General features: G+C 31.7%; 15 protein-coding genes. 9 read left to right on the forward strand and 6 right to left on the reverse strand.

The genetic code is table 11. The features are described from left to right. Positions 1–10: 10 nt before the first annotated feature. From QYS48_RS08060 to QYS48_RS08070, 3 genes are all read right to left on the reverse strand, one after another. Complete coding sequence (locus tag QYS48_RS08060) at positions 11–4033, reverse strand: AAA domain-containing protein (protein ID WP_308358309.1); 4023 nt, start codon at positions 4031–4033, stop codon at positions 11–13. Between the two features lie 66 nt (positions 4034–4099). Then, positions 4100–4903, reverse strand: coding sequence for a helix-hairpin-helix domain-containing protein (locus tag QYS48_RS08065; protein ID WP_302102525.1), 804 nt, complete (start codon positions 4901–4903; stop codon positions 4100–4102). Positions 4904–5089: 186 nt separating this feature from the next. After that, positions 5090–5641, reverse strand: a complete 552-nt coding sequence (locus QYS48_RS08070) for a 2'-5' RNA ligase family protein (RefSeq protein WP_308358310.1) — start codon at positions 5639–5641, stop codon at positions 5090–5092. A 68-nt stretch (positions 5642–5709) separates the two neighbouring features. On the opposite strand from QYS48_RS08070, the gene QYS48_RS08075 reads away from it, so the two are divergent. The 5 genes from QYS48_RS08075 to purE all read left to right on the forward strand — a co-directional run bounded on the left by QYS48_RS08075 (position 5710) and on the right by purE (position 11176). After that, a complete protein-coding gene (locus QYS48_RS08075; RefSeq protein WP_308358311.1) occupies positions 5710–7272 on the forward strand; it encodes a hypothetical protein in 1563 nt (520 codons plus the stop codon). An 11-nt stretch (positions 7273–7283) separates the two neighbouring features. Next, positions 7284–8711, forward strand: coding sequence for a DUF5723 family protein (locus tag QYS48_RS08080; protein WP_308358312.1), 1428 nt, complete (start codon positions 7284–7286; stop codon positions 8709–8711). Between the two features lie 74 nt (positions 8712–8785). Next, positions 8786–9394: a SiaB family protein kinase gene (locus QYS48_RS08085; RefSeq protein ID WP_308358313.1), complete on the forward strand. Its 609-nt coding sequence runs from the start codon at positions 8786–8788 to the stop codon at positions 9392–9394. Between the two features lie 127 nt (positions 9395–9521). Next, positions 9522–10658: a 5-(carboxyamino)imidazole ribonucleotide synthase gene (locus tag QYS48_RS08090; protein ID WP_308358314.1), complete on the forward strand. Its 1137-nt coding sequence runs from the start codon at positions 9522–9524 to the stop codon at positions 10656–10658. Further along, a complete protein-coding gene (gene purE, locus QYS48_RS08095) occupies positions 10655–11176 on the forward strand; it encodes a 5-(carboxyamino)imidazole ribonucleotide mutase (RefSeq protein ID WP_308358315.1) in 522 nt (173 codons plus the stop codon). The genes QYS48_RS08090 and purE overlap by 4 nt, the downstream gene beginning before the upstream one ends. Positions 11177–11181: 5 nt before the next feature. Here purE and QYS48_RS08100 read toward each other — a convergent pair whose 3' ends face one another. After that, a complete protein-coding gene (locus QYS48_RS08100; RefSeq protein WP_308358316.1) occupies positions 11182–13269 on the reverse strand; it encodes an ATP-binding protein in 2088 nt (695 codons plus the stop codon). A gap of 103 nt (positions 13270–13372) precedes the next feature. On the opposite strand from QYS48_RS08100, the gene QYS48_RS08105 reads away from it, so the two are divergent. Together QYS48_RS08105 and QYS48_RS08110 are read left to right on the forward strand one after the other, a co-directional pair. Beyond that, positions 13373–13942, forward strand: coding sequence for a hypothetical protein (locus QYS48_RS08105; protein ID WP_308358317.1), 570 nt, complete (start codon positions 13373–13375; stop codon positions 13940–13942). Between the two features lie 70 nt (positions 13943–14012). Further along, a complete protein-coding gene (locus QYS48_RS08110) occupies positions 14013–15236 on the forward strand; it encodes a glycosyltransferase family 4 protein (RefSeq protein WP_308358318.1) in 1224 nt (407 codons plus the stop codon). On the opposite strand, the gene QYS48_RS08115 is transcribed toward QYS48_RS08110, so the two are convergent. Then, positions 15233–16453, reverse strand: coding sequence for a M28 family peptidase (locus QYS48_RS08115; protein WP_308358319.1), 1221 nt, complete (start codon positions 16451–16453; stop codon positions 15233–15235). The genes QYS48_RS08110 and QYS48_RS08115 overlap by 4 nt on opposite strands. Next, a complete protein-coding gene (locus tag QYS48_RS08120) occupies positions 16454–17653 on the reverse strand; it encodes a DnaJ domain-containing protein (protein WP_308358320.1) in 1200 nt (399 codons plus the stop codon). 80 nt (positions 17654–17733) lie between these two features. Between QYS48_RS08120 and QYS48_RS08125 the strand changes: the two genes are divergently transcribed. Beyond that, positions 17734–18405 carry a DUF2461 domain-containing protein gene (locus QYS48_RS08125; protein WP_308358321.1) on the forward strand — a complete coding sequence of 224 codons (672 nt, stop codon included), beginning with the start codon at positions 17734–17736 and terminating at the stop codon, positions 18403–18405. A 173-nt stretch (positions 18406–18578) separates the two neighbouring features. Continuing rightward, positions 18579–19214: a deoxynucleoside kinase gene (locus QYS48_RS08130; protein WP_308358322.1), complete on the forward strand. Its 636-nt coding sequence runs from the start codon at positions 18579–18581 to the stop codon at positions 19212–19214. Positions 19215–19257: the final 43 nt, after the last annotated feature.

The following is a 19257-nucleotide window of genomic DNA, read 5'->3' on the forward strand; positions in this document are numbered from 1 at the left end:
ATAAGCTTATTTATTCATTCCTTTTTACGAACTGAGTTACCCTTTCCATCAATTCTTCTTTATCATTCCAGAAGTTTCTACTCTTGATTTGAATGTATGGCCAATTCATTTTAGACAATAAAAATGGTGTATAAGCGAATATGTCTTTCACTGATGGGTTATCATAAAATAAATTATCATCTGATAATAATAGTCCTCTGTACTGATTTCCATCTTTGAAGCTGAGATCAGCGAATGGAAGTTCTTCTGCGGCTTCTATTGCTTTGTTAGTTTTTTCTAATTCTTCTTTCACCTTATTTTTCAGAAACCATGGACTATTGAAATTTTCAGTACTTTTAGGCTTAGGTATAAAGTTTCCTTTTGATACTTCTAAAGCATATTGTAAATAAGATTTAAGTAATTTAGGACCATTATTTTTAGTATCCTCTACCTTTAATTGGTCAGGAAATAAACTGCTTACAATAATTACTTTTTCACGAGCTCTTGTAATGGCTACATTCAATCTATTTTCGCCTTTTGGTGCATTTATACTACCAAACTGCATACGAAGCCTTCCAGCTTTATCAGCTGCATAACCTGTACTGAAAATGATAATATCTTTTTCATCACCTTGCACATTCTCAATATTTTTGACAAAGAAATTGTCTGGGAGTGTGATTTTTCCTTCGGCCACTTGATCTTCAATTAAATCCCAGATAAGGCCTTGTTGAGCTGCATTAAAGGTTACTACTCCAATTTCCTTTTCAGGTTGATTATTAAGCGATTCTTTTATTAAATCTACTACATTTAAAGCCTCAACCCTATTGGTATTCTTTTCCCAAACACCCTCTACTTTAATATAATCAATTCCTGGATCTGCATTGTTGATATAGTTGAAGTCAGGTAATAATCTTAATCTGTCTTTATAAAAATGCTTGTTTGAGAACTCAATCAAATCTAAAGATTTACTTCTGTAGTGTCCTGATAATTGTAGATTCATTAAGTATTTATTGGCTAAATCTAGTAATGAATCAATTTCTAAATCAGGATGGTCCACTTCTTCCTCTTCCCATCTTACCTTATACAAATCATTTGGGCTTAATTGCTTGCTGTCTCCCGCTACAACAACTTGTTTCCCTCTATACATAGCAGGGATTCCTTTTTCAACAAAACACTGTGAAGCCTCATCAAATATTACTAGATCAAAAATTTCTTCCATTGGGAATATGGCTGAAACAGATTCAGGACTTGCCATCCAGCATGGTATCAAATCGAAAAGTTCATCTTGAAATTCCTGAATCACTTTTCTGATCGGCCATATTTGCCTTTTTTTACTGACTTGGTGGCTTAAATCTCTGTATGAAACTCGATTATTTAATCGGTTATACTCAACATTAGCAAATGTTCTTTCTCTTACTTTAAGATTTAATATTTCAGAACTGAGTTTCAGCTTATCTTCAATTGCATATTGTAAATCATCTGTTTGTTTATCAAATTTTCTAGTAGATACCTCTCTTAAAATTGGATATTTAGTTTCTATATGATCCAACCATTCCAAATAAATACTATTTAGAAATATTGGTTTTATATTTTTATGATCAATGGTGATATCGCTTTCATTTAGCAATTTCACTACTTGCTTTTCATATTCTTCAAGCTCATCATACAATTGATCAAATTGAACCAATTCATCGAAATGCCTTTGAAAAGTTTTAATATAGGATTCTGGTAAGCGCTCCTGCTCAAGCTGATCAATTTGAGTTCGGGTTAAATATTTTTTCCATGTGTTTTTCTCATGTATTGTCTCTTCTGATAATTTTATGATTGACTTTATTTTATCAATAAACTCTTCAAGACTTTTTCCTTCTATTAAAGAAAAAGCTTTGAAATTAGTAAATGAACTTATTATCTCTTTTGATTTAATGGCTTGTGTTTGTTCTTGAAACCAATGGTTTAATTCCATTTGATTTTTACTATCTGGAATGTCTTTTAACCAATTTTGCTTTTTTAGCTTGGTCATATTATGCTCAAAATTTAGCCTATTGTCTAAACGTTTTTCGAGCTCTTTCACTCCAGCACCATTTACTTCTAATTGATTAGCTACTAAAACCTTTTTTAAGAAGTATTTTTCTTTCGCGAATAAAAGCCAATGAAGCCATTTTGTAGGTCTTTTCCTGGATTGGCGTCTTAATTGTATTACTTTTTGAAGTGTTCCTAAATCTTTTGATGGCAAGCTACTTTCAATTCCCCCGTCTTTAAAACAGTCGTTAATTACTCTTTGTACATTACTTAACCAAAGAGCATTGGTATTATCATCGGAGTAATTAAACATATGAAACAGATATTCATAAGAGGTAATATTTAGTAACTCTTCAAGTTTTTCCAGCTTATCTTTATGTTCAACTACATCCTCGAATTCTTTTAACGACATGGATGAACCTACCAGTTTTTTAGATTTTTCTGCATTCTCTTGAAAATAGATAGGTATTTTCTCCAAAAGCCTAATGATTTCAGATTTATCCGGTAATCCAAAATCTTTAAAATTTACCCTGTCTTGCCAAATAAAATCATCTTTGCTAAAGTCATCCACATAAGTTTGAAAATGAACAAGCTTTTCAGCAAAGTCTTGAATCTCTTTTTTGTGAAAATGCCTATGGATTTGCTTAAAGCCAATTTTGGGTTGATTAAAATCGCAATTTAAATACAGTTCTTTAGCTGATATTCCACATTCAGATTCATCAAATAGAGCCAATCTATACTCTTCCTTTTCCTCTACTAATTGATCAATTATACGGCTTGATTTAAGAAATTCTCTTTGAATTTGTACAGAATCTAATCCATTGTTCTTTGCCTCATATTCTTCCAATCGATCAATCTGATTCTGGATTTGTTCAAATATGGCTTTTCTATCATTTTTGAAATCATGCACTAGAGCCACAAAAGCCTGCATGTCGATTGATTTCATTCTATCGTAAATCACATCTAATGCAGCTCTTTTCTGGCATACTACCAGTACTTTTTTACCACGAGCAATAAAATCAGTCACCAAATTACTAATCAGCTGTGATTTACCAGTTCCTGGAGGACCTTGCACCACGAGAGAATTTCCTTTTTTTACTGCTTTCAAGGCATTTTCCTGATAAGCATCCAAAGGAAAAACAGAAAAGGTTTCTTCTTCCTTAATACTTTCTATAAAACGATAGCGCTGTTTATAATCATTCGGATCTTCGGTTTCCTTGTCTGGATTTCTACTTAAGAAGAATTCTTCTATATCCTGAACTTGCTGTTCTTTTTCTAATAAATAAGTGTAATCGGGTACTAAATAAGATCCACTTTGGGGGAAGATTCCTAATACTGCTTCAGGGTAAAGCTTGAGCTCTCCTTCTTTTTCATTCTCTTCAAATTCAGTCTTTTTAAAATTTTTGAAAGAATGAAGTACATCAATAAAATTATCTTGATTAAAATTTAATTCAATAGGACTTTCTTTAAAAATTTGATAAAGGTCAGTTCTGAATACTCTACTGTCGGGATCATAAATTTCAAATACTTTTTCAATAAGCTCATCGCTAATTTTAATTTCATGAAAATGAGCATAAGCTAATAGGAATGACTTATTGAAAGTGATATTTACATCTTCCCTCAATTCCATTACCCACTGATCTTTTATTTGTTTAATTTCAATGGGAAAGAAAATAAGGGGGCATCGTACAGAAGTACCTCCTTGAAATTTACCCCTTACAAAGGGCCATCCTACGTATAAATCTTTAGCGCCTCTTTCATCATAAATAAATTTTTCAATCCTTTTTAGCTTTTTCAGCTTATGACTCATGATGTTATTATCCTCCAGACGAGGATCATTAAGCGCAGTAAGTGGGATATGCTTTTTTCTGGCTATTAAATCTTCAATTAGCGAAAACGAACTTTTATTTAGTAAAAAGTCAAAATCATGTAAATCTAAGGTCTGATCTGAGATTAAACGAAGCAGTAATAAGGAACGATTACTACCAGAAAGATTTGTCAGACGTTTTAAATAGTACCTTAGTATGTCGTGCATAAAAAAATAATTAGCAAGGAATCAATTTAATAAATTATTAGCGTATTTGAAATCTTTGTTTTTTGCTTATTGAAATGATAAATAAGGGATAACCTTCTTAATCCAACTGCTGTCTAACGCAATTATTTTATATAGGTCATTTTCAGATGTATAATATCCATGTTGATTTCGATAATTAATAAGGAGGTTGGCGTCTTTGTAGCGAATATAGGGATGCTTAACCAAACTATCAGCAGATATAAGGTTGATAGGATATTTTTTTAATTGTAAATTATTTTCAACAAAAGAATATGCTTTAATTGAATCTATACTTTCTTTTTTAAGACCATAAACTTCTTTTAATTGATTTAAGGAAGAAAAACCACCTAATAGATTTCTGTATTTAATAATTCTTTCTGAATAACTAGGTCCAATTCCGTATATTTTTTGTAGTTGACTAGCGTCCGCTTTATTAATATCGAAAGGCTTAATTATTTCTCTTTTATCTTTAAAGTTTGCTTTTCCATAGGTTGAAGATTTGATTTCTATATTCTCAGAAATATTAAATTCACTTATTGAGTTCTCGCTTTTTGTAACCTTAATGAAGGAAGATAATCTTAAATAATAAGCACTATCAATTCCATAAATTTTCAATAAGTCAGTTTTTTCACTGAATGGCGCTACTTTTTCCCTATAGTTTACTATTCTTTCTGCCAAATAATTTGGCAAACCAGCTTCAACTATTTCATCAACAGTTGAGGTATTTAAATTGAAAGTCTTGAAATTATTTTCTTCTTCCTTTTGCTTAACTATTCTTTTTTCAATTTCAACAATAAGACTATCTAATGCGGCTTTGTCAGCTTTAGATTGAATTGGCGGGTTGTATTTCAAAAAAATGGATTTGGTAATAAATGGAATGCAAATAATCAGGATCATGATGAAAAGCAAAAGAACAAATCCATTACTTTCTGATCTGGAAAAGCCAAAAAAGTTACGGAACCAGATGTATACTTTATTCATTTAGACTTCTAAAGGATGGTTGATTTTTAAAGTTAAAAAGTTCAATCTAAACTGCAATTATTCAGCATTACCAAATTTCAATTCTTTATAATTATCCCAATCATTGCCATTATGCTTGAAAACAGTTATTGAATCTGCCTCAAATGACTCCTGAAATTTTCGACCTTTCACTTCATTCCATATTTTATAGAAGGTAGGCTTTTTTAAATCTCGAAAAGCTACTGTTATATGAGGATTAAAACCTCTGTTTTTATGTGTGCCATTAAACACTTGATATTGCTTCATATATTTTTCGATCATCTGCTGTAAAGCCTCTAGCTTTTTGTTTCTCACAACATCCATATATATTACTCTAGGTTCAAAGACATTGAAATTTCGTATTTCTACTAAAAAGTTCTTCTGAAAATAGAGTGTATCTTCCAATCCTTTAATTAGAGGACTTACCTTTTTATCAGCTAAATGAAAAGGCATTTGCAGCGTAATATGGGCTTTTGATCGAAAAGCACCTTTAATACCATATTTTTGATAAAACTCCTCTTTTATCCTATGAATATCCTGTTCTAATGGATGAGGAGGGCAGATTCCAATAAAATACAACTGCTTTTCCATATATTTTTATTTCTATAATTTATAAATATCCTTCAATTTTCGATAGATTTGAAATAAATTTAATAGATATGAATCGAATGATAAGAAAACCATTGTTCTATTTCGTTCTACTAATTTCCTTTACAACAGGAGGTTGTTACTCGGAATTGAGTGAATTGGAACTAGGTAGCATAAAATGGAGTCCTGAATTAGGTGTTCCATTAGTTGATTCTCGCTTTACTTTAAGTGAAATCTTGGAAACTAATGCAGCTAATATAGACTATACAACAAATTCAGAAAATACAATTGTTTTTACTCTAGCAGATGACAGTTTGTTTAGCCAGTCGGCTACCGAGTACTATTCAGTTCCAGATAGAGACATAAATGTACCGCCAATCATTCTAACGCCAAATGAGATTAATGAATTTAATCAGAATGGAAGCGTTTCAATTTCAAGAAGTGTAAATGTAAATAATCCTTTAGCGGGCGATTATGACAGATTACTCATTGATGAAGGTACCGTTAGTGCTGATGTTACTGAGGATTTTCCAGCTAATGTAGACATGGCCTTTTCATTAGATGCACCTACGAATATTCGATTATTTGATTATCAACATGTTTTTGGATATAACATAGGTGGAAACCCTGTAGGAACCGACCAACAATCAGATCAATTCGGAAGTGTAGAATTTATTTTTGATCAAGATGCAAGTCAATCTCAATTAGCATTCAATTTTGATATTACGATTAGTAGAGTGGATCAAGACTTGACATTTGGGGAAAATTCAATTTTGTTAAATTTACAAGTACGGGATATTATATTCAATGCAATATATGGTGATTTGAGCACACAAAATATTGTGACAGACTTAAATACAATCAGTACAGATTTCTTTAGTGGAGTGGACTTTGCTGAGAACATAGATTATTTCTTTGAAGACCCCAAGTTCTCTTTAATTTTGACAAATTCAATGGGATTACCAGTAAGGTTTCAAATTGATAATTTCTTGTCCTTTAAAAATGGAGCTCAAACAGTTGAGCCAATTGACAATACTATCGAACTACTATCTGCACCAGAAGGTGAAATAGTACAATCAGAAACAAATTTTGATCAGGCTTTTAAAGACTTAGTCAATAACGTTCCTGATTCTGTTTCACTTCAAATTAGTGGTTTAATTGACCCCGAAAATGTTGCGGATAATTTCGTCACTAAAGACAGTTACATTCAAGCAGGCTATGAGATTGAGCTTCCTCTAGAGTTAAGTCTAAGTGGTTTAGAAATAAATGAAACAGTTGAATTAGATGGGGTTGATCTTCAGGATTTGGACTATGCATTATTTAAGTTTACTTCAGAAAACTCATTGCCAATCGATCTTAATTTTAGGGCAGATTTATTAAGAGAAGACAGTAGTTTCGTAAGAACTTTATTTGATGGTAAGTTTTTAGGTGGGGGTAGCCCATCTCAACCAGAGACTTTAAGTGATCTTATAAGATTAGAGGATAATCTTGAAGGCTTAGCAGATGTAAGAAGAATCGGGATTAAAGCTACGATTTCAACTACTAATAACGGAACAACAATAGAAAGAATTACCGCTGATGCGGCTGTTCAATTCAATTTGGCTGTTCAAGCTAAATATAATGTAAATCTATAATGACTACTATTATGAAAAGAAATTTACAATATATAATTCTGATTGTGCTGCTTATTACTAGTGGTAGTGTATTCGCCCAATCTGATATGATCTCTTATGGATTAAATAAAACATTACCGCAAGCCAATAACTTAAACCCGGCTGTTTTACCAGATTATAAGTTCTCATTTGGCTTACCAGGCTTATCAGGATTCCACCTCAATTTAGGGCAAAATTTCACAAATCTTGATTTGTTAACTTCTACAGATGCAGAAGGGAATATTGATACGGAAAGAATCTTAAATAGATTAAGAAGAAATAATCGTATCAGTGTCAATAATACGGTTAATGTGCTTCACTTAGGTATTCGAGGCCTTGCAAGTTATACAGCTTTTAGTATCAACACTAGAGCAATCTCTCGTGTAAGTATTCCAGAAGAATTTTTTCAATTTGCTGTTTTAGGAAATGCTAGTGATCAATTAGAAGATGGTTTATTAGATTTAAATAGATTTAATACTAAAACAATAGGCTTTACTGAAATAGGAATAAGCCATGGTCGTGAAATTTTAGCAGGTAAAATGACGGTTGGTGCTCGACTGAAGTTATTATTAGGCCATGCTTATGCGGACATCAATTCATTTGATGCTCAGTTGCAAACATATGGCAATGAAGAATTTAGAGGGGATTCTATTTCAATGAATATAAATGAATTTGATATTAGAACGGCAGGTGTCACAGGTGCATTGTTTAATGATCAAAGTACTTCAGAAGACATTCGTTCCTCGGCATTATCAAACAGAGGATTCGGATTGGATTTAGGAGCTACTTATGAGTTTAATGAAAAAATTAACTTTTTCGCCAGTTTGAATGATTTGGGATTCATTAGGTGGAATGAGAGTTATACAAATCAGCAAACCGTACCCGCTTTTAACTACAGTTTTAGTGGAGTTGATGTGGTTGATTTGATTAACGGGAATAGTATTTCGGTAGTGGATGATTTTGACAGTGTTGTAAACGATTTGGAAATTGCTGAAACAACAGGAGAGGCTTTTTCTACCTCATTAACAGGTAGACTTTATGCCGGAGCATCTTACAAATTAAGCAGAAGGCAAACAGCTTCTGCTATTCTGTATTCAGAATTATATCGAGGTGCATTGATTCCAGCGTTAACCGCAATGTATAATTTCCAGGCTGGAACATTCTTTAATTTTGCTTTTTCAGCTACTGCAATGAATGGAAGAATAAATAACTTCGGAACTGGCATAACCCTGAACCTAATTCCATTTCAAGTTGTATTGGCTACAAATGATTTGGCCTCTATTTTAAATCCTGTAAAAGGGAGGGTAGTTGATTTTAGATTTGGAATAAATCATACTTTTGGTAATGTTTCAAAGGGAAAATCAAAAGGTAAAAAGAATAGTAAAGATACAATTGAAACAATTGATTTAGGAATTGACTGATTTTTCAAAAAAATATCCTAATTTGTAAAAAGTTCACATATTTGTAAAAAGTAGAAATAAAAATCTAGTTATTGATGATAGAGAACATAAATGAAAATAAGATGGATTTAAACGTAAATTTCATCAAATCGGTACTTAGTCTTTTTTCTGAAATGCAAGGAAACGGGATTTCCTTAGTCTATTTAGGAGAATTTAATCACGAAATTACAAAGATGTTTACTTCCATGGCTGAGTCGGACATGGAGCGTAAAAAAGAGGATAGATATGTGAAAAAGAGAGTATATCATGTAATGGTTGAAACGCTTCAAAACATGAATAAACACTCTGATGAAATTACTGATGCTCAGATCGGTAATGGATTGTTCGTCATTGGTAATAAAGAAGACATTTACTATGTAATTACAAGTAATAAGGTTGCGAGAAATAAAGTAGAGGACTTAAGAAGCGCAATCGATGAAGTAAATGCTGCTAGCGCTGATGAGCTTAAGAAAATGTATATGCAACAAATTAAGCATGGTAAGCTTTCTAATAAAGGAGGGGCAGGACTAGGTTTGATAGATATAGCAAGAAAAACAGGTGAGAAATTAGTATATAAATTTTTACCAATAGATGAGGATTTTGATCTATTCATATTGAAAGTAGAAATCAATGGAGATAAAATTAAAGATGTAAAAGGTAAATAATATCTCCATCAAGAAACTCTAAAAGCTTTTCCCTCTAAGGAAAGGCTTTTTTTATATCCTTTTAAAAAGAGAACAATTTCAATATTCATATCTTTGTTGCATAATAAGAAATACATAAATCATTTCTATGAGGTTTAATACAGATTTAAAAGTTGGTGTCTTAGGTGGTGGGCAACTAGGCAGAATGCTTTTGCAAAGTGCCATTAATATTAATATTGATTTAAAAATGATGGATGCTGATCCTAATGCTCCATGTTCAAATTTAACTTCTGATTTCACAGTTGGTGATCTAGAAGACTATGATGCAGTTTACAATTTTGGTAAGGATTGCGACATACTCACAATTGAAATCGAAAAAGTAAATATTGGAGCGATGAAAAAGCTTCAATCTGAAGGCGTAAAAGTATATCCTCAGCCTGAAATTGTTGAAATGATTCAGGATAAAAGAGTTCAGAAACAATTTTATGTGGATAACGATATTCCTACAGCCCCCTTTACATTAACTGAAAATCTTCAAGATCTTGAAAAGCTGGCTGATAAATTACCTGCTGTTCATAAAATTGGAAAGGGAGGATATGATGGAAGAGGAGTAAAAGTTATTAAATCAAAAGAGGAAATTAAATCAGGCTTTGATGCTCCTGCACTTTTGGAAGAGTTTGTTCCTTTCAAAAAAGAATTGGCTGTAATAGTAAGTAGAAATGAAGCAGGAGAAGTCAATACTTTTCCAGTAGTTGAAATGGTTTTTCACCCTGAACATAATTTGGTAGAGTATCTTTTATCACCTGCAATAATTGAAAAAGAGGAAGAGGCTAAAGCAAAGCAGGTGGCCACCGATATCATCCAGAAATTAGAAATGGTTGGGATTTTAGCAGTTGAGATGTTTTTAACTAAGGATAATGACATATTAGTAAATGAAATAGCTCCTAGGCCACATAATAGCGGACATCAAAGTATTGAAGGAAATTTTGTTTCTCAATATGATCAACATTTAAGAGCAATTTTGAATTTACCTTTAGGAGATACCTCAACCAAAATTAGCTCTGCTATGGTAAATGTTCTGGGAGAAGATGGATTTACTGGTAATGCCTTATATGAGGGAATGGATGCAGTGATGAAAATACCAGGAGCATCAGTTCACTTATACGGAAAAAAGTTAACCAAGCCTTTCAGGAAAATGGGACATGTAACGATAACTGATCCTAGTTTAACCTCTTTAAAAAGGAAAATTGATATTGTGAAATCTACATTAAAAGTAAAAGCATGAGTAAAGGTAAAATTGCAATTATAATGGGAAGTCAGTCTGATTTGCCTGTAATGAGTGAAGCAGCTAAAGTGTTAGAGGAACTAGAGGTGAAATTTGATTTAACCATAGTTTCGGCCCATAGAACACCTGAAAGAATGATGGAGTTTGCTACAAAGGCAAGAGATAATGGTTATCATGCCATAATTGCGGGAGCAGGAGGTGCTGCTCATTTACCAGGAATGGTGGCGGCTTATACTTCACTGCCAGTGATTGGGGTGCCCGTGAAATCAAGTAATTCCATTGATGGCTGGGACTCGGTATTATCTATACTGCAAATGCCCGGAGGAGTTCCTGTTGCCACAGTAGCGTTAAATGGAGCAAAAAATGCAGGTATTTTGGCAGCTCAGATAGTTTCTACTTTTGATAAATCAGCTGCTAAAAACCTTGATGATTATAAAAAGAAAATGAAAGATAAAGTGTTGAAAACTGCTGAAGAGGTTGAAGAAAAAGGTTGGAAGTCTGGTAAGGTAGGATTTTAAAATAATTATGATAATGGAAAATACAGAGTAAATTCACTGTATTTTCCTAATTCTGTTCTTAATTCAATATTTCCATTCAAACGATCTGTTAAGGTTTTTACGATTGCCAAACCAAGCCCATTTGAACTTTCACCACCTGTTGGTTTAGCCGTTAGTTTTTTAAATTTTTTGAATAAACTAATCTTATCTTCTTCGGTAAACCCAGGACCAAAATCTTTTACTGAAATCCAAAAACGGTTTTTATTTTTACCTGCTCTCAATATGATTTCGGATTCTAATCGAGAGAATTTTATGGCATTAGATACAAGGTTTTCTAAAATCCTATTGATGTAGTTTTTGTCAGTTCTAACTTCAAGCCCAGCTTCGCATTCAATTTTACTTTCAATTTGCTTATTGGTGAGTTCTATTATGAAATTTGAATTAATTTCTTCCAGCAATTCCTTTAATTCAATATTTTCTACTTTTAAATTCTCTTTCTCAATTTCCATTGAATTAACATCCAATAAATCATTTATTAGATAAGCTCCATGCTTAGCATTATTTTTTATCATGCTTACATATTGCATTTGTTCCTCATTTAAGCCTGATAATCTGAGTAATTCAGTTAGGCCTTTAATTCTGTGAAAAGGAGCTTTCATATCATGTGCTACTAAGCTTAATAAAGAGTCCTTTTCATTATTTAGATCATCCAATTCCTTATTTCGAATAATTAATTGATCATTCTGAGACTTTATCTCTTTATTTTGAAGAGTAATTCTTTTTTGTTGTGATTCAATTTTATTATTCTTCAACTGAAGCACCATATTATGCTTTCTTCTTCTGGTGGCAGTTATCCAAATAATAGTTAATAAGGTTAAAGTAAGTAGCACAATAGCAATAAGTGCATAATTAAAGGCCTTTTGTTTTTGAATTACTTGTTTGTAGGTCTCTTCATTCTTTTTCAATAACTCATTTTCAACTTCTTTGGCTTCTAATGCTAATCTACTCTCAAGGCGTTCAATTTCCCTTGCAGTATTTACATTTTCAGTTTTTTCTTTCAAGCTTGTATATTCTTTAAAATAATCAAATGCAGTGGCAATATTTCCGCGTTTCTCTGCTATTTTAGATAAGTAATAATATGCTTCTTGCGTGTATGTAATATCATTATTAGGTGCTAAGGTGCTTACTTTTAAGAAATATGATTTTGATTGAGCATAATTATTTTGGTAGAAGTAGATTTCCCCTAGTAAGGAATAGACTTGAATTATGAGGTTAATATTTTTAGACTTAGAGGCAAAATCTAGCGCTTCAATAGCATTGGTTAAGGCAATTCCTAATTGTCCTCTTTTAGTATTCATTTCTGCTATTGATAATTTAATAATGGCAAGATTAGCCTCATCATTTATTTTTGAAGCTACCTCGTAGGCCTGAGTAAAATACTTTAAACTACTATTGTAATTCTCCATTTGGCCATAAATACCAGCTATTTCCAAATAAATTGATATGATTCCGGAAGGGTCATCAAATCTTTGTCGGTATTCGGCTGTCTTTAATGACATTTCTAATGCCTTTTCTAAATTATTTTGAGTTTGATATAATTCTGCTAAACTCTTATAGCCATAACTCATAGATTGGATATCGTTGAGTACTTCAAAAATTTCTAATGCACGGAAAAAGTTATCATAAGCAGAAACATAATTTCCCTGATTAAAATAAATTCTACCAATATTATTTAAAGCGTAGGCATATTGTAAAGAATCTCCATAAATTAAGGCAGAGTCTTTCGCTTGTTTATAGGTTTCAAAAGCTTTGATGTTTTCTCCTTCGTAAAAATGGCCAACACCTTTAAAATTTATTGATTTAGCAATACTTTCACTTAGTTCAGGTTTACTTTTAACTAATTCAATAGCTTTTTCACTAAAGAAAATGGTACTGTCAGGAAATGACTTTCTGTATTCCCAAGCAAGTTGATTGTATATTTCAACCCTTTCGGTAGGAGCTGATTTCTCAATACTAGACTTCAAGCTGTCGATTAGTTGCTGATTTTGCCCAAGTCCAATATTTGGGAGTAAAAAGCTTAAAGACAATAATATGAAATAGTTTTTGAGTTTCACTTTGAATAACTGTTAAAGCGATTATATAATTTCAATGTAATAATACAAAATCATTTTGCCATATTGCTTAAAATAGCAGATTTAACCTAAATAAAAAAGTATTATGTCTTCTCATCATGTAATTAGAGACGAGCAAGAGCCACCTATTTTGATATTTGAGTTGCATGATAACTGGAATCAACTTTCAGAATTATTAGGTTGGTCACCATTGGTTTTGATTAAGCCAGAGCTAAAGTATTATTTTGAAATTATGCGGACTAAAATTGATGGTTTAATTTTAGAAGAGGATAATACATTGGAGGCTGAAGAGGGAGATATAATTTTGAAGTCAGATAATTTATGGCCAAGTATTGCTAAGTGGTTGAACAAAAAGAAGTATACGGGCCTAAATGTGTTTTGCAAAAATGATTTGATGCTATCCAAGTTTATATCTATTAAGAACACAATTCACCTACCTATCAATTTTTTTACTGAAAGTGGCAAATATATTTTGAATGTTGAGCCTATTTTCAAAAAGTGGTACCCCAAGGATTTTAAATTAAAACTGGAAAATAGTGAAAACTTTGAATTGAGTAACTTATCTAAATCAGAGGATTATTTAAAAGTTATTGAGGATGGAATGATCACAATAAAATCTCAAAATGAATATCCTTTAATAAGTGAGATTGGCTAGTGTGCAAATTATAGAATTTTATAATTGAAATTTTGTTGTATTAAGTATAAAGGGCTTACTTTAGTGTTCAATGAAGATTCTTTACATCCATCAATATTTTAAAACTCCAGATGAAGGAGGGGCAAACCGCTCTTATTTTATGGCTCAAGCCTTAAAAGAAAAAGGGCATCAGGTAGATATGCTTACAGCCCATAATGAAAGTGCGGATAAGAGTAAAAGGGTTGATGGTTTAAACGTTCATTATTTAGCGGTTAGCTATAACAATAAATATGGCTTTATTAAAAGAATCTCCGCTTTTCTGAAGTTTATAATGCTTTGCAAATCTTATATTAAAAAGCATAATAATTACGATAAAATAATCGCAACAAGTACTCCACTTACAATTGGTTTTATTGCGCTTTGGGCTAAGAGGAAGTTTAACATTCCTTATGTTTTTGAAGTAAGAGATTTATGGCCAGAGGCACCCATTCAAATGGGGGTAATAAGAAATCCTTTATTAAAGATATGGCTTCAAAAAAAGGAGTTAGATTTTTATAAAAATGCAGAAAGAGTTATAGCATTATCTCCTGGAATGAGAAACCATATAGAAAAAAGGGTTCCGAATGTAAATGTTGATTTAATTCCAAACGTGGCAGATTGTGATTTCTTTAGTAGAGTAGAAGAGAAGGATGAAGATTTGGTGCTTCAATATGGAGTTAAAAATAAATTTGTTGTAAGTTATTTTGGTGCTGTAGGGCCAGTGAATGATTTAATGAGTCTGATAAAATGTGCTGAATTATCTACTCATCTCCCTATTCGTTTCTTGATTATGGGAGAAGGCTTAAGTTTAGATTCCATTAAGAATTATGTGTCCGAAAATCAGCTCAAGAATGTATTTTTTATTCCATATGGCACTAAGGAAGAAGTGAGAGACGTGATGAATGTAACGGATGCTTGTTATGTTTCATTTCTACATAAACCGGTTTTAAGAACAAACTCACCTAATAAATTTTTCGATGCTATTGCTTCTGGCAAACTTATAATTACAAATATTCAAGGATGGATTAGAGGCTTGGTGGAGAAGAGACACATAGGGTTTTTTGCAGATTCAGATTTTCCAACTGAATTTTCTGAAAAAATAAAACCATTTATTGAGTCACCAGATTTATTAAGAAAGTACCAAATAGCTTCAAGAAGTACGGCTGAGCAATTTTTTAGTAGAAAAAAATTAAGCCAGCATTTTGTTCAAGCAATAGAGGGTAAAAGTTTAAGGCAAGAAGCAGAAGTTCGGTCAATCTTTAGCTTAAGCGCTTAATAACTATTCACGCTTTCAATTAATAGATCGTGTAAACTATTAAAAGCTTCCAAGCTTAAATCTTTACCGTCATCAAATACATCATGATAGGCTTGTTTTCCTCCTAAGGTATAAATAAATATAGACGGCACACCTATTTGATCAAATAAACAATGATCACTATTACATGCTTTTCCTCTTTTTTTAATTTCTGTTATCCTACCTTCATTCAATTCATTTAATAGCTTAAAAAATCTTTCTTGTTTTATAGCATTTACTACGGTTATTCCTTCATTTCCAGTTCCTACCATATCTAAATTGATCAGCATCTTTGTTTTGCGTAAATCAAAAGTTGGATTTTGAATGAAATAATAACTTCCAATTAAGCCAACTTCTTCAGCGGTTGTAAATAAAAAATAAGTGTCATATTTAGGTGTGTTTTTGCTATAAGATTCCGCAAGACTAAGCAACATAGAAACACCTGATGCATTGTCATTAGCACCCTTGAAAATGGCGCTACCCATTTGTCCAATATGGTCATAGTGAGCAGTAAAAACTATTATTGAATCTGATCTATCTCCATTTATTTTCCCTATTATATTAGAAGATCTAAAATTGGGTTTGAACTCAGCCTCATTACTAACTTTAACTTCTACGCCAGATTTCAATTCATCTTTTACATACATTATTGTATTTTGAGATTGTTTATCAGAAGGAAACCAGCTCCATTTTGCTGTATCTCTTACTATTAATAATGAATTTTGGGAGGCTGATTCAAAAAGGAATTTTTCAATAAACTGGTTTTGGGGTTTATGATCAATGTAGTAAATATTTTTAGATTCAGTTTTATCAAAAAAATAAGTAGTGTCTATAATTTCTATTTTTCCTTCAATATCAATTCTGTTTGATGAAGGGTGAAATAAATAATCTGATCCTGCGCCATAAATTTTTATAGTTCCTGCAATAGAAGTTGAAAATTGAACCATTCCTGGAAATGAATTTACAGGATAAGATAATTCCTGTATGAATTGATTTTCACCAGCTGGAATTACGTTTGAATCTGTTAGTTCCTTTATAATATAATCTGCAGCCTTAATTTGTCCCTCGTTTGTGAAACCTCTGCCTGCAAGTGAATCAGCAGTTAATATGGAGATATGTTTTTGAGCTTTTTTGCTTTGGCTAAAGCTAGGAAATGAGAAAATCAATAAAGTGAATACTAATAAAAGAAAGTTCCGCATTTAATTACAGCTTAATTGAATATTTAAATCTGGGTGAATATCCAGTTTTTCTGCCTTTTTAAAAATATTACAAGCTTCCTTTTCATTACCTAATTCGAAATAACTGTTAATTAAGTATTCATAAGCAAGTTGATTCTCGGGTTTAAAGAATATCACCCATTCAAGAAGCTTTGAAGCCTGTTTATAATTCTTCTTTTGATAATAAATTTCAGCAGAATTAAAATAAATTGATTTAACATTTTCTGGTGTTCTTTCTGCAGAAACTAATAATCTGTAAGCATTACCATATACTCGCTTAAAATCAGCAATTATACTCTGAATACCCATATCATAATATTGTAGGGCTACATCTGTATTGTTTAATTCCTCTTTATAGATTTCACCGATTAAGGCAATCATCCTTATCCGCTTGTAATTATTATTCATCAACTCATTTAAAATGAAAACTGCTTTATTAGGTTCATTCATATTTCGATAGCATACCGCCATTTTAAATTGCATGTCAGGATTTTGAGTTTGACTATATTCCATAAAGAATAAATACCCCCAAAGTGCATCTTGGTATGCTTTATTTCTATAATCAATATCAGCTTGTTCTCTTCTGAAATTCAGGTAATCGATCTCATAACTTTTAATGGGGTTATATTCATTATTATCAGACTTTATTTTAATTACAGAGTTTAATGCTGCTTCAACCTTACCTGCATAGAATAAACTATCAGCTCTTTTTACACTTTCATCAAATAGGGAGATTTTTTTCTCCAACTTATATTCATGATAAAAATCATAGATACTTATACCTATAAGGATTAAAACTGCAACTGAAAGGACTATTCCTATGGCATATAAATTCGCTTTCTTTTCGGCATTTTTGTCAAATGAAGAAGGTCTATAAACTGGCGGCCGATAGGTATAATTTTGATAAGGATTTTTATACGACTTCTGCCGGTTTTCATAAGCGCGCATGCTAGCTCTTTTTGCTTGAAGTCTTTGATGAGCTAGTTTTGCATCATATTGTTGCCTTGAAGCATTATTGCTTAATACAGAATAGGCAGTTGAAATAATTTTAAATTTTTCCTCAGATTCCTTAGAAGGATTTATATCTGGATGATAAGCTTTTGCTAGCGCTTTATAAGCTGATTTAATCTCAGTTAGAGTAGCCATTTCACTTATACCTAGTATTTGATAGTAATTTTGCATTATGAGGAAAATAATTCAACAATCCTTAAACAAACATAACAATTATTTATTGCTATTTTAGTTCCTTTAATGTAGAAAGAATGGCCTATTTTAGTAATGATTTTATTAATTTTTTCGAAGAGTTAGCTGAGAATAACCATAAAGAATGGTTTGATGAGAATAGAAAAAGATACGAAAAGGAGGTTAAAGATCCTTTTAAATCCTTCATTGCTGATTTGATTTTAGCAGTACAGGAATTTGATCCTGAAATCATGATAAAACCAAAGGATGCAATTTTTAGAATTAATCGTGACATTCGTTTTTCTAAAAATAAGCAACCCTACAAAAATAATGTAGCGGCCTACATTTCAAGAAGCTCTAAAAAGGAGCAGTTTCCAGGATATTATGTTCATTTAGATGCTAAAGGAATTTGGTTAGGAGGAGGTTTGTATGACTTATCTACTGAAAATATCTATAAGGTAAGGCAGGAGATTTTATACAATGAAAATGAAATAAATGAAGTCATGAGAAATTCAGATTTTAAAAAGGAATTTAGAGGGCTTCAAGGTAATAAAAACAAAATATTAAAACCGCCATATAAAGAATATGGAGATCAAATTCCGCTTTTGTATAACAAGCAGTTTTATTTTATGAGTCAATACGGAAAAGATAAAATCACCTCAAATAATTTGGTATCCTTTTGTGCGGATAAGTTTCAAAAAGCCTATCCGGTAAATAAATTTTTAAGGCAAGCGGTAGAGGAGGTTGAATAAAGTTTAGTAGCTGAAGTCATGAATATTGTATAATCAGCCTGATACAGATTTAACAATAAATTTTATTTGTTATACACAATACGACCAACCTTTAAAATTATAAGATTATATAAGAAAAATATAGGATGTAAAAACTATAGATTTTATAATTTTGTGCCCAGATAAAAATAAGAATGAAGGAACTAAAGCATATTGCAATAGCGGGAAATATAGGTGCGGGTAAAACTACTTTAGCAAAAAAGTTATCACATCATTATGGATGGAAAACAGAATTTGAAGCAGTAGAGGAGAATCCATATTTGGTGGATTTTTATGATGATATGAAGCAATGGGCTTTTCACTTACAGGTTTATTTTTTGAATAGCAGACTGAATCAGGTTAAAAGAATTAGGAAAAGTGATCATACAGTAGTTCAGGACAGATCTATTTATGAGGATTGCCATGTATTTGCTAAAAATCTTCATGAATCAGGTAATATGTCGGATCGAGATTATCATAATTACCTGGAGCTTTTCTATTCTATGTCTCCTGTAATTACTCCTCCAGATTTACTAATTTATTTAAGAGCCGACATTCCTAAGCTAGTTGGGCAAATAGAAAAAAGAGGTAGAGAATACGAGGAAACAATCCGAATCGAATACCTAAAAAATCTTAACAAACATTACGAAGCTTGGGTAAAGAATTACGATAAAGGCAAGCTTATAATTATAGACGTTAATCAGCTAGATTATTTAAATAATGTAGAAGATTTTGCTTTAATCGTGAGTAAAATTGATACTGAAGTTCACGGTTTATTTTCTCAACATTAATCCCTATTAATTCTTCAGCATAATTAATTTTAATAACTTTAGG

It is taken from the genome of Marivirga arenosa (assembly GCF_030503895.2).
GTDB lineage: Bacteria > Bacteroidota > Bacteroidia > Cytophagales > Cyclobacteriaceae > Marivirga > Marivirga arenosa.

Coding starts and splice junctions, on each gene's coding strand:
- QYS48_RS08060 (WP_308358309.1), bottom strand. CDS start 4,033: ATGCACGACATACTAAGGTACTATTTAAAACGTCTGACAAATCTTTCT.
- QYS48_RS08070 (WP_308358310.1), bottom strand. CDS start 5,641: ATGGAAAAGCAGTTGTATTTTATTGGAATCTGCCCTCCTCATCCATTA.
- QYS48_RS08075 (WP_308358311.1), top strand. CDS start 5,710: ATGAATCGAATGATAAGAAAACCATTGTTCTATTTCGTTCTACTAATT.
- QYS48_RS08080 (WP_308358312.1), top strand. CDS start 7,284: ATGAAAAGAAATTTACAATATATAATTCTGATTGTGCTGCTTATTACT.
- QYS48_RS08085 (WP_308358313.1), top strand. CDS start 8,786: ATGATAGAGAACATAAATGAAAATAAGATGGATTTAAACGTAAATTTC.
- QYS48_RS08090 (WP_308358314.1), top strand. CDS start 9,522: ATGAGGTTTAATACAGATTTAAAAGTTGGTGTCTTAGGTGGTGGGCAA.
- purE (WP_308358315.1), top strand. CDS start 10,655: ATGAGTAAAGGTAAAATTGCAATTATAATGGGAAGTCAGTCTGATTTG.
- QYS48_RS08105 (WP_308358317.1), top strand. CDS start 13,373: ATGTCTTCTCATCATGTAATTAGAGACGAGCAAGAGCCACCTATTTTG.
- QYS48_RS08110 (WP_308358318.1), top strand. CDS start 14,013: ATGAAGATTCTTTACATCCATCAATATTTTAAAACTCCAGATGAAGGA.
- QYS48_RS08115 (WP_308358319.1), bottom strand. CDS start 16,453: ATGCGGAACTTTCTTTTATTAGTATTCACTTTATTGATTTTCTCATTT.
- QYS48_RS08120 (WP_308358320.1), bottom strand. CDS start 17,653: ATGCAAAATTACTATCAAATACTAGGTATAAGTGAAATGGCTACTCTA.
- QYS48_RS08125 (WP_308358321.1), top strand. CDS start 17,734: ATGGCCTATTTTAGTAATGATTTTATTAATTTTTTCGAAGAGTTAGCT.
- QYS48_RS08130 (WP_308358322.1), top strand. CDS start 18,579: ATGAAGGAACTAAAGCATATTGCAATAGCGGGAAATATAGGTGCGGGT.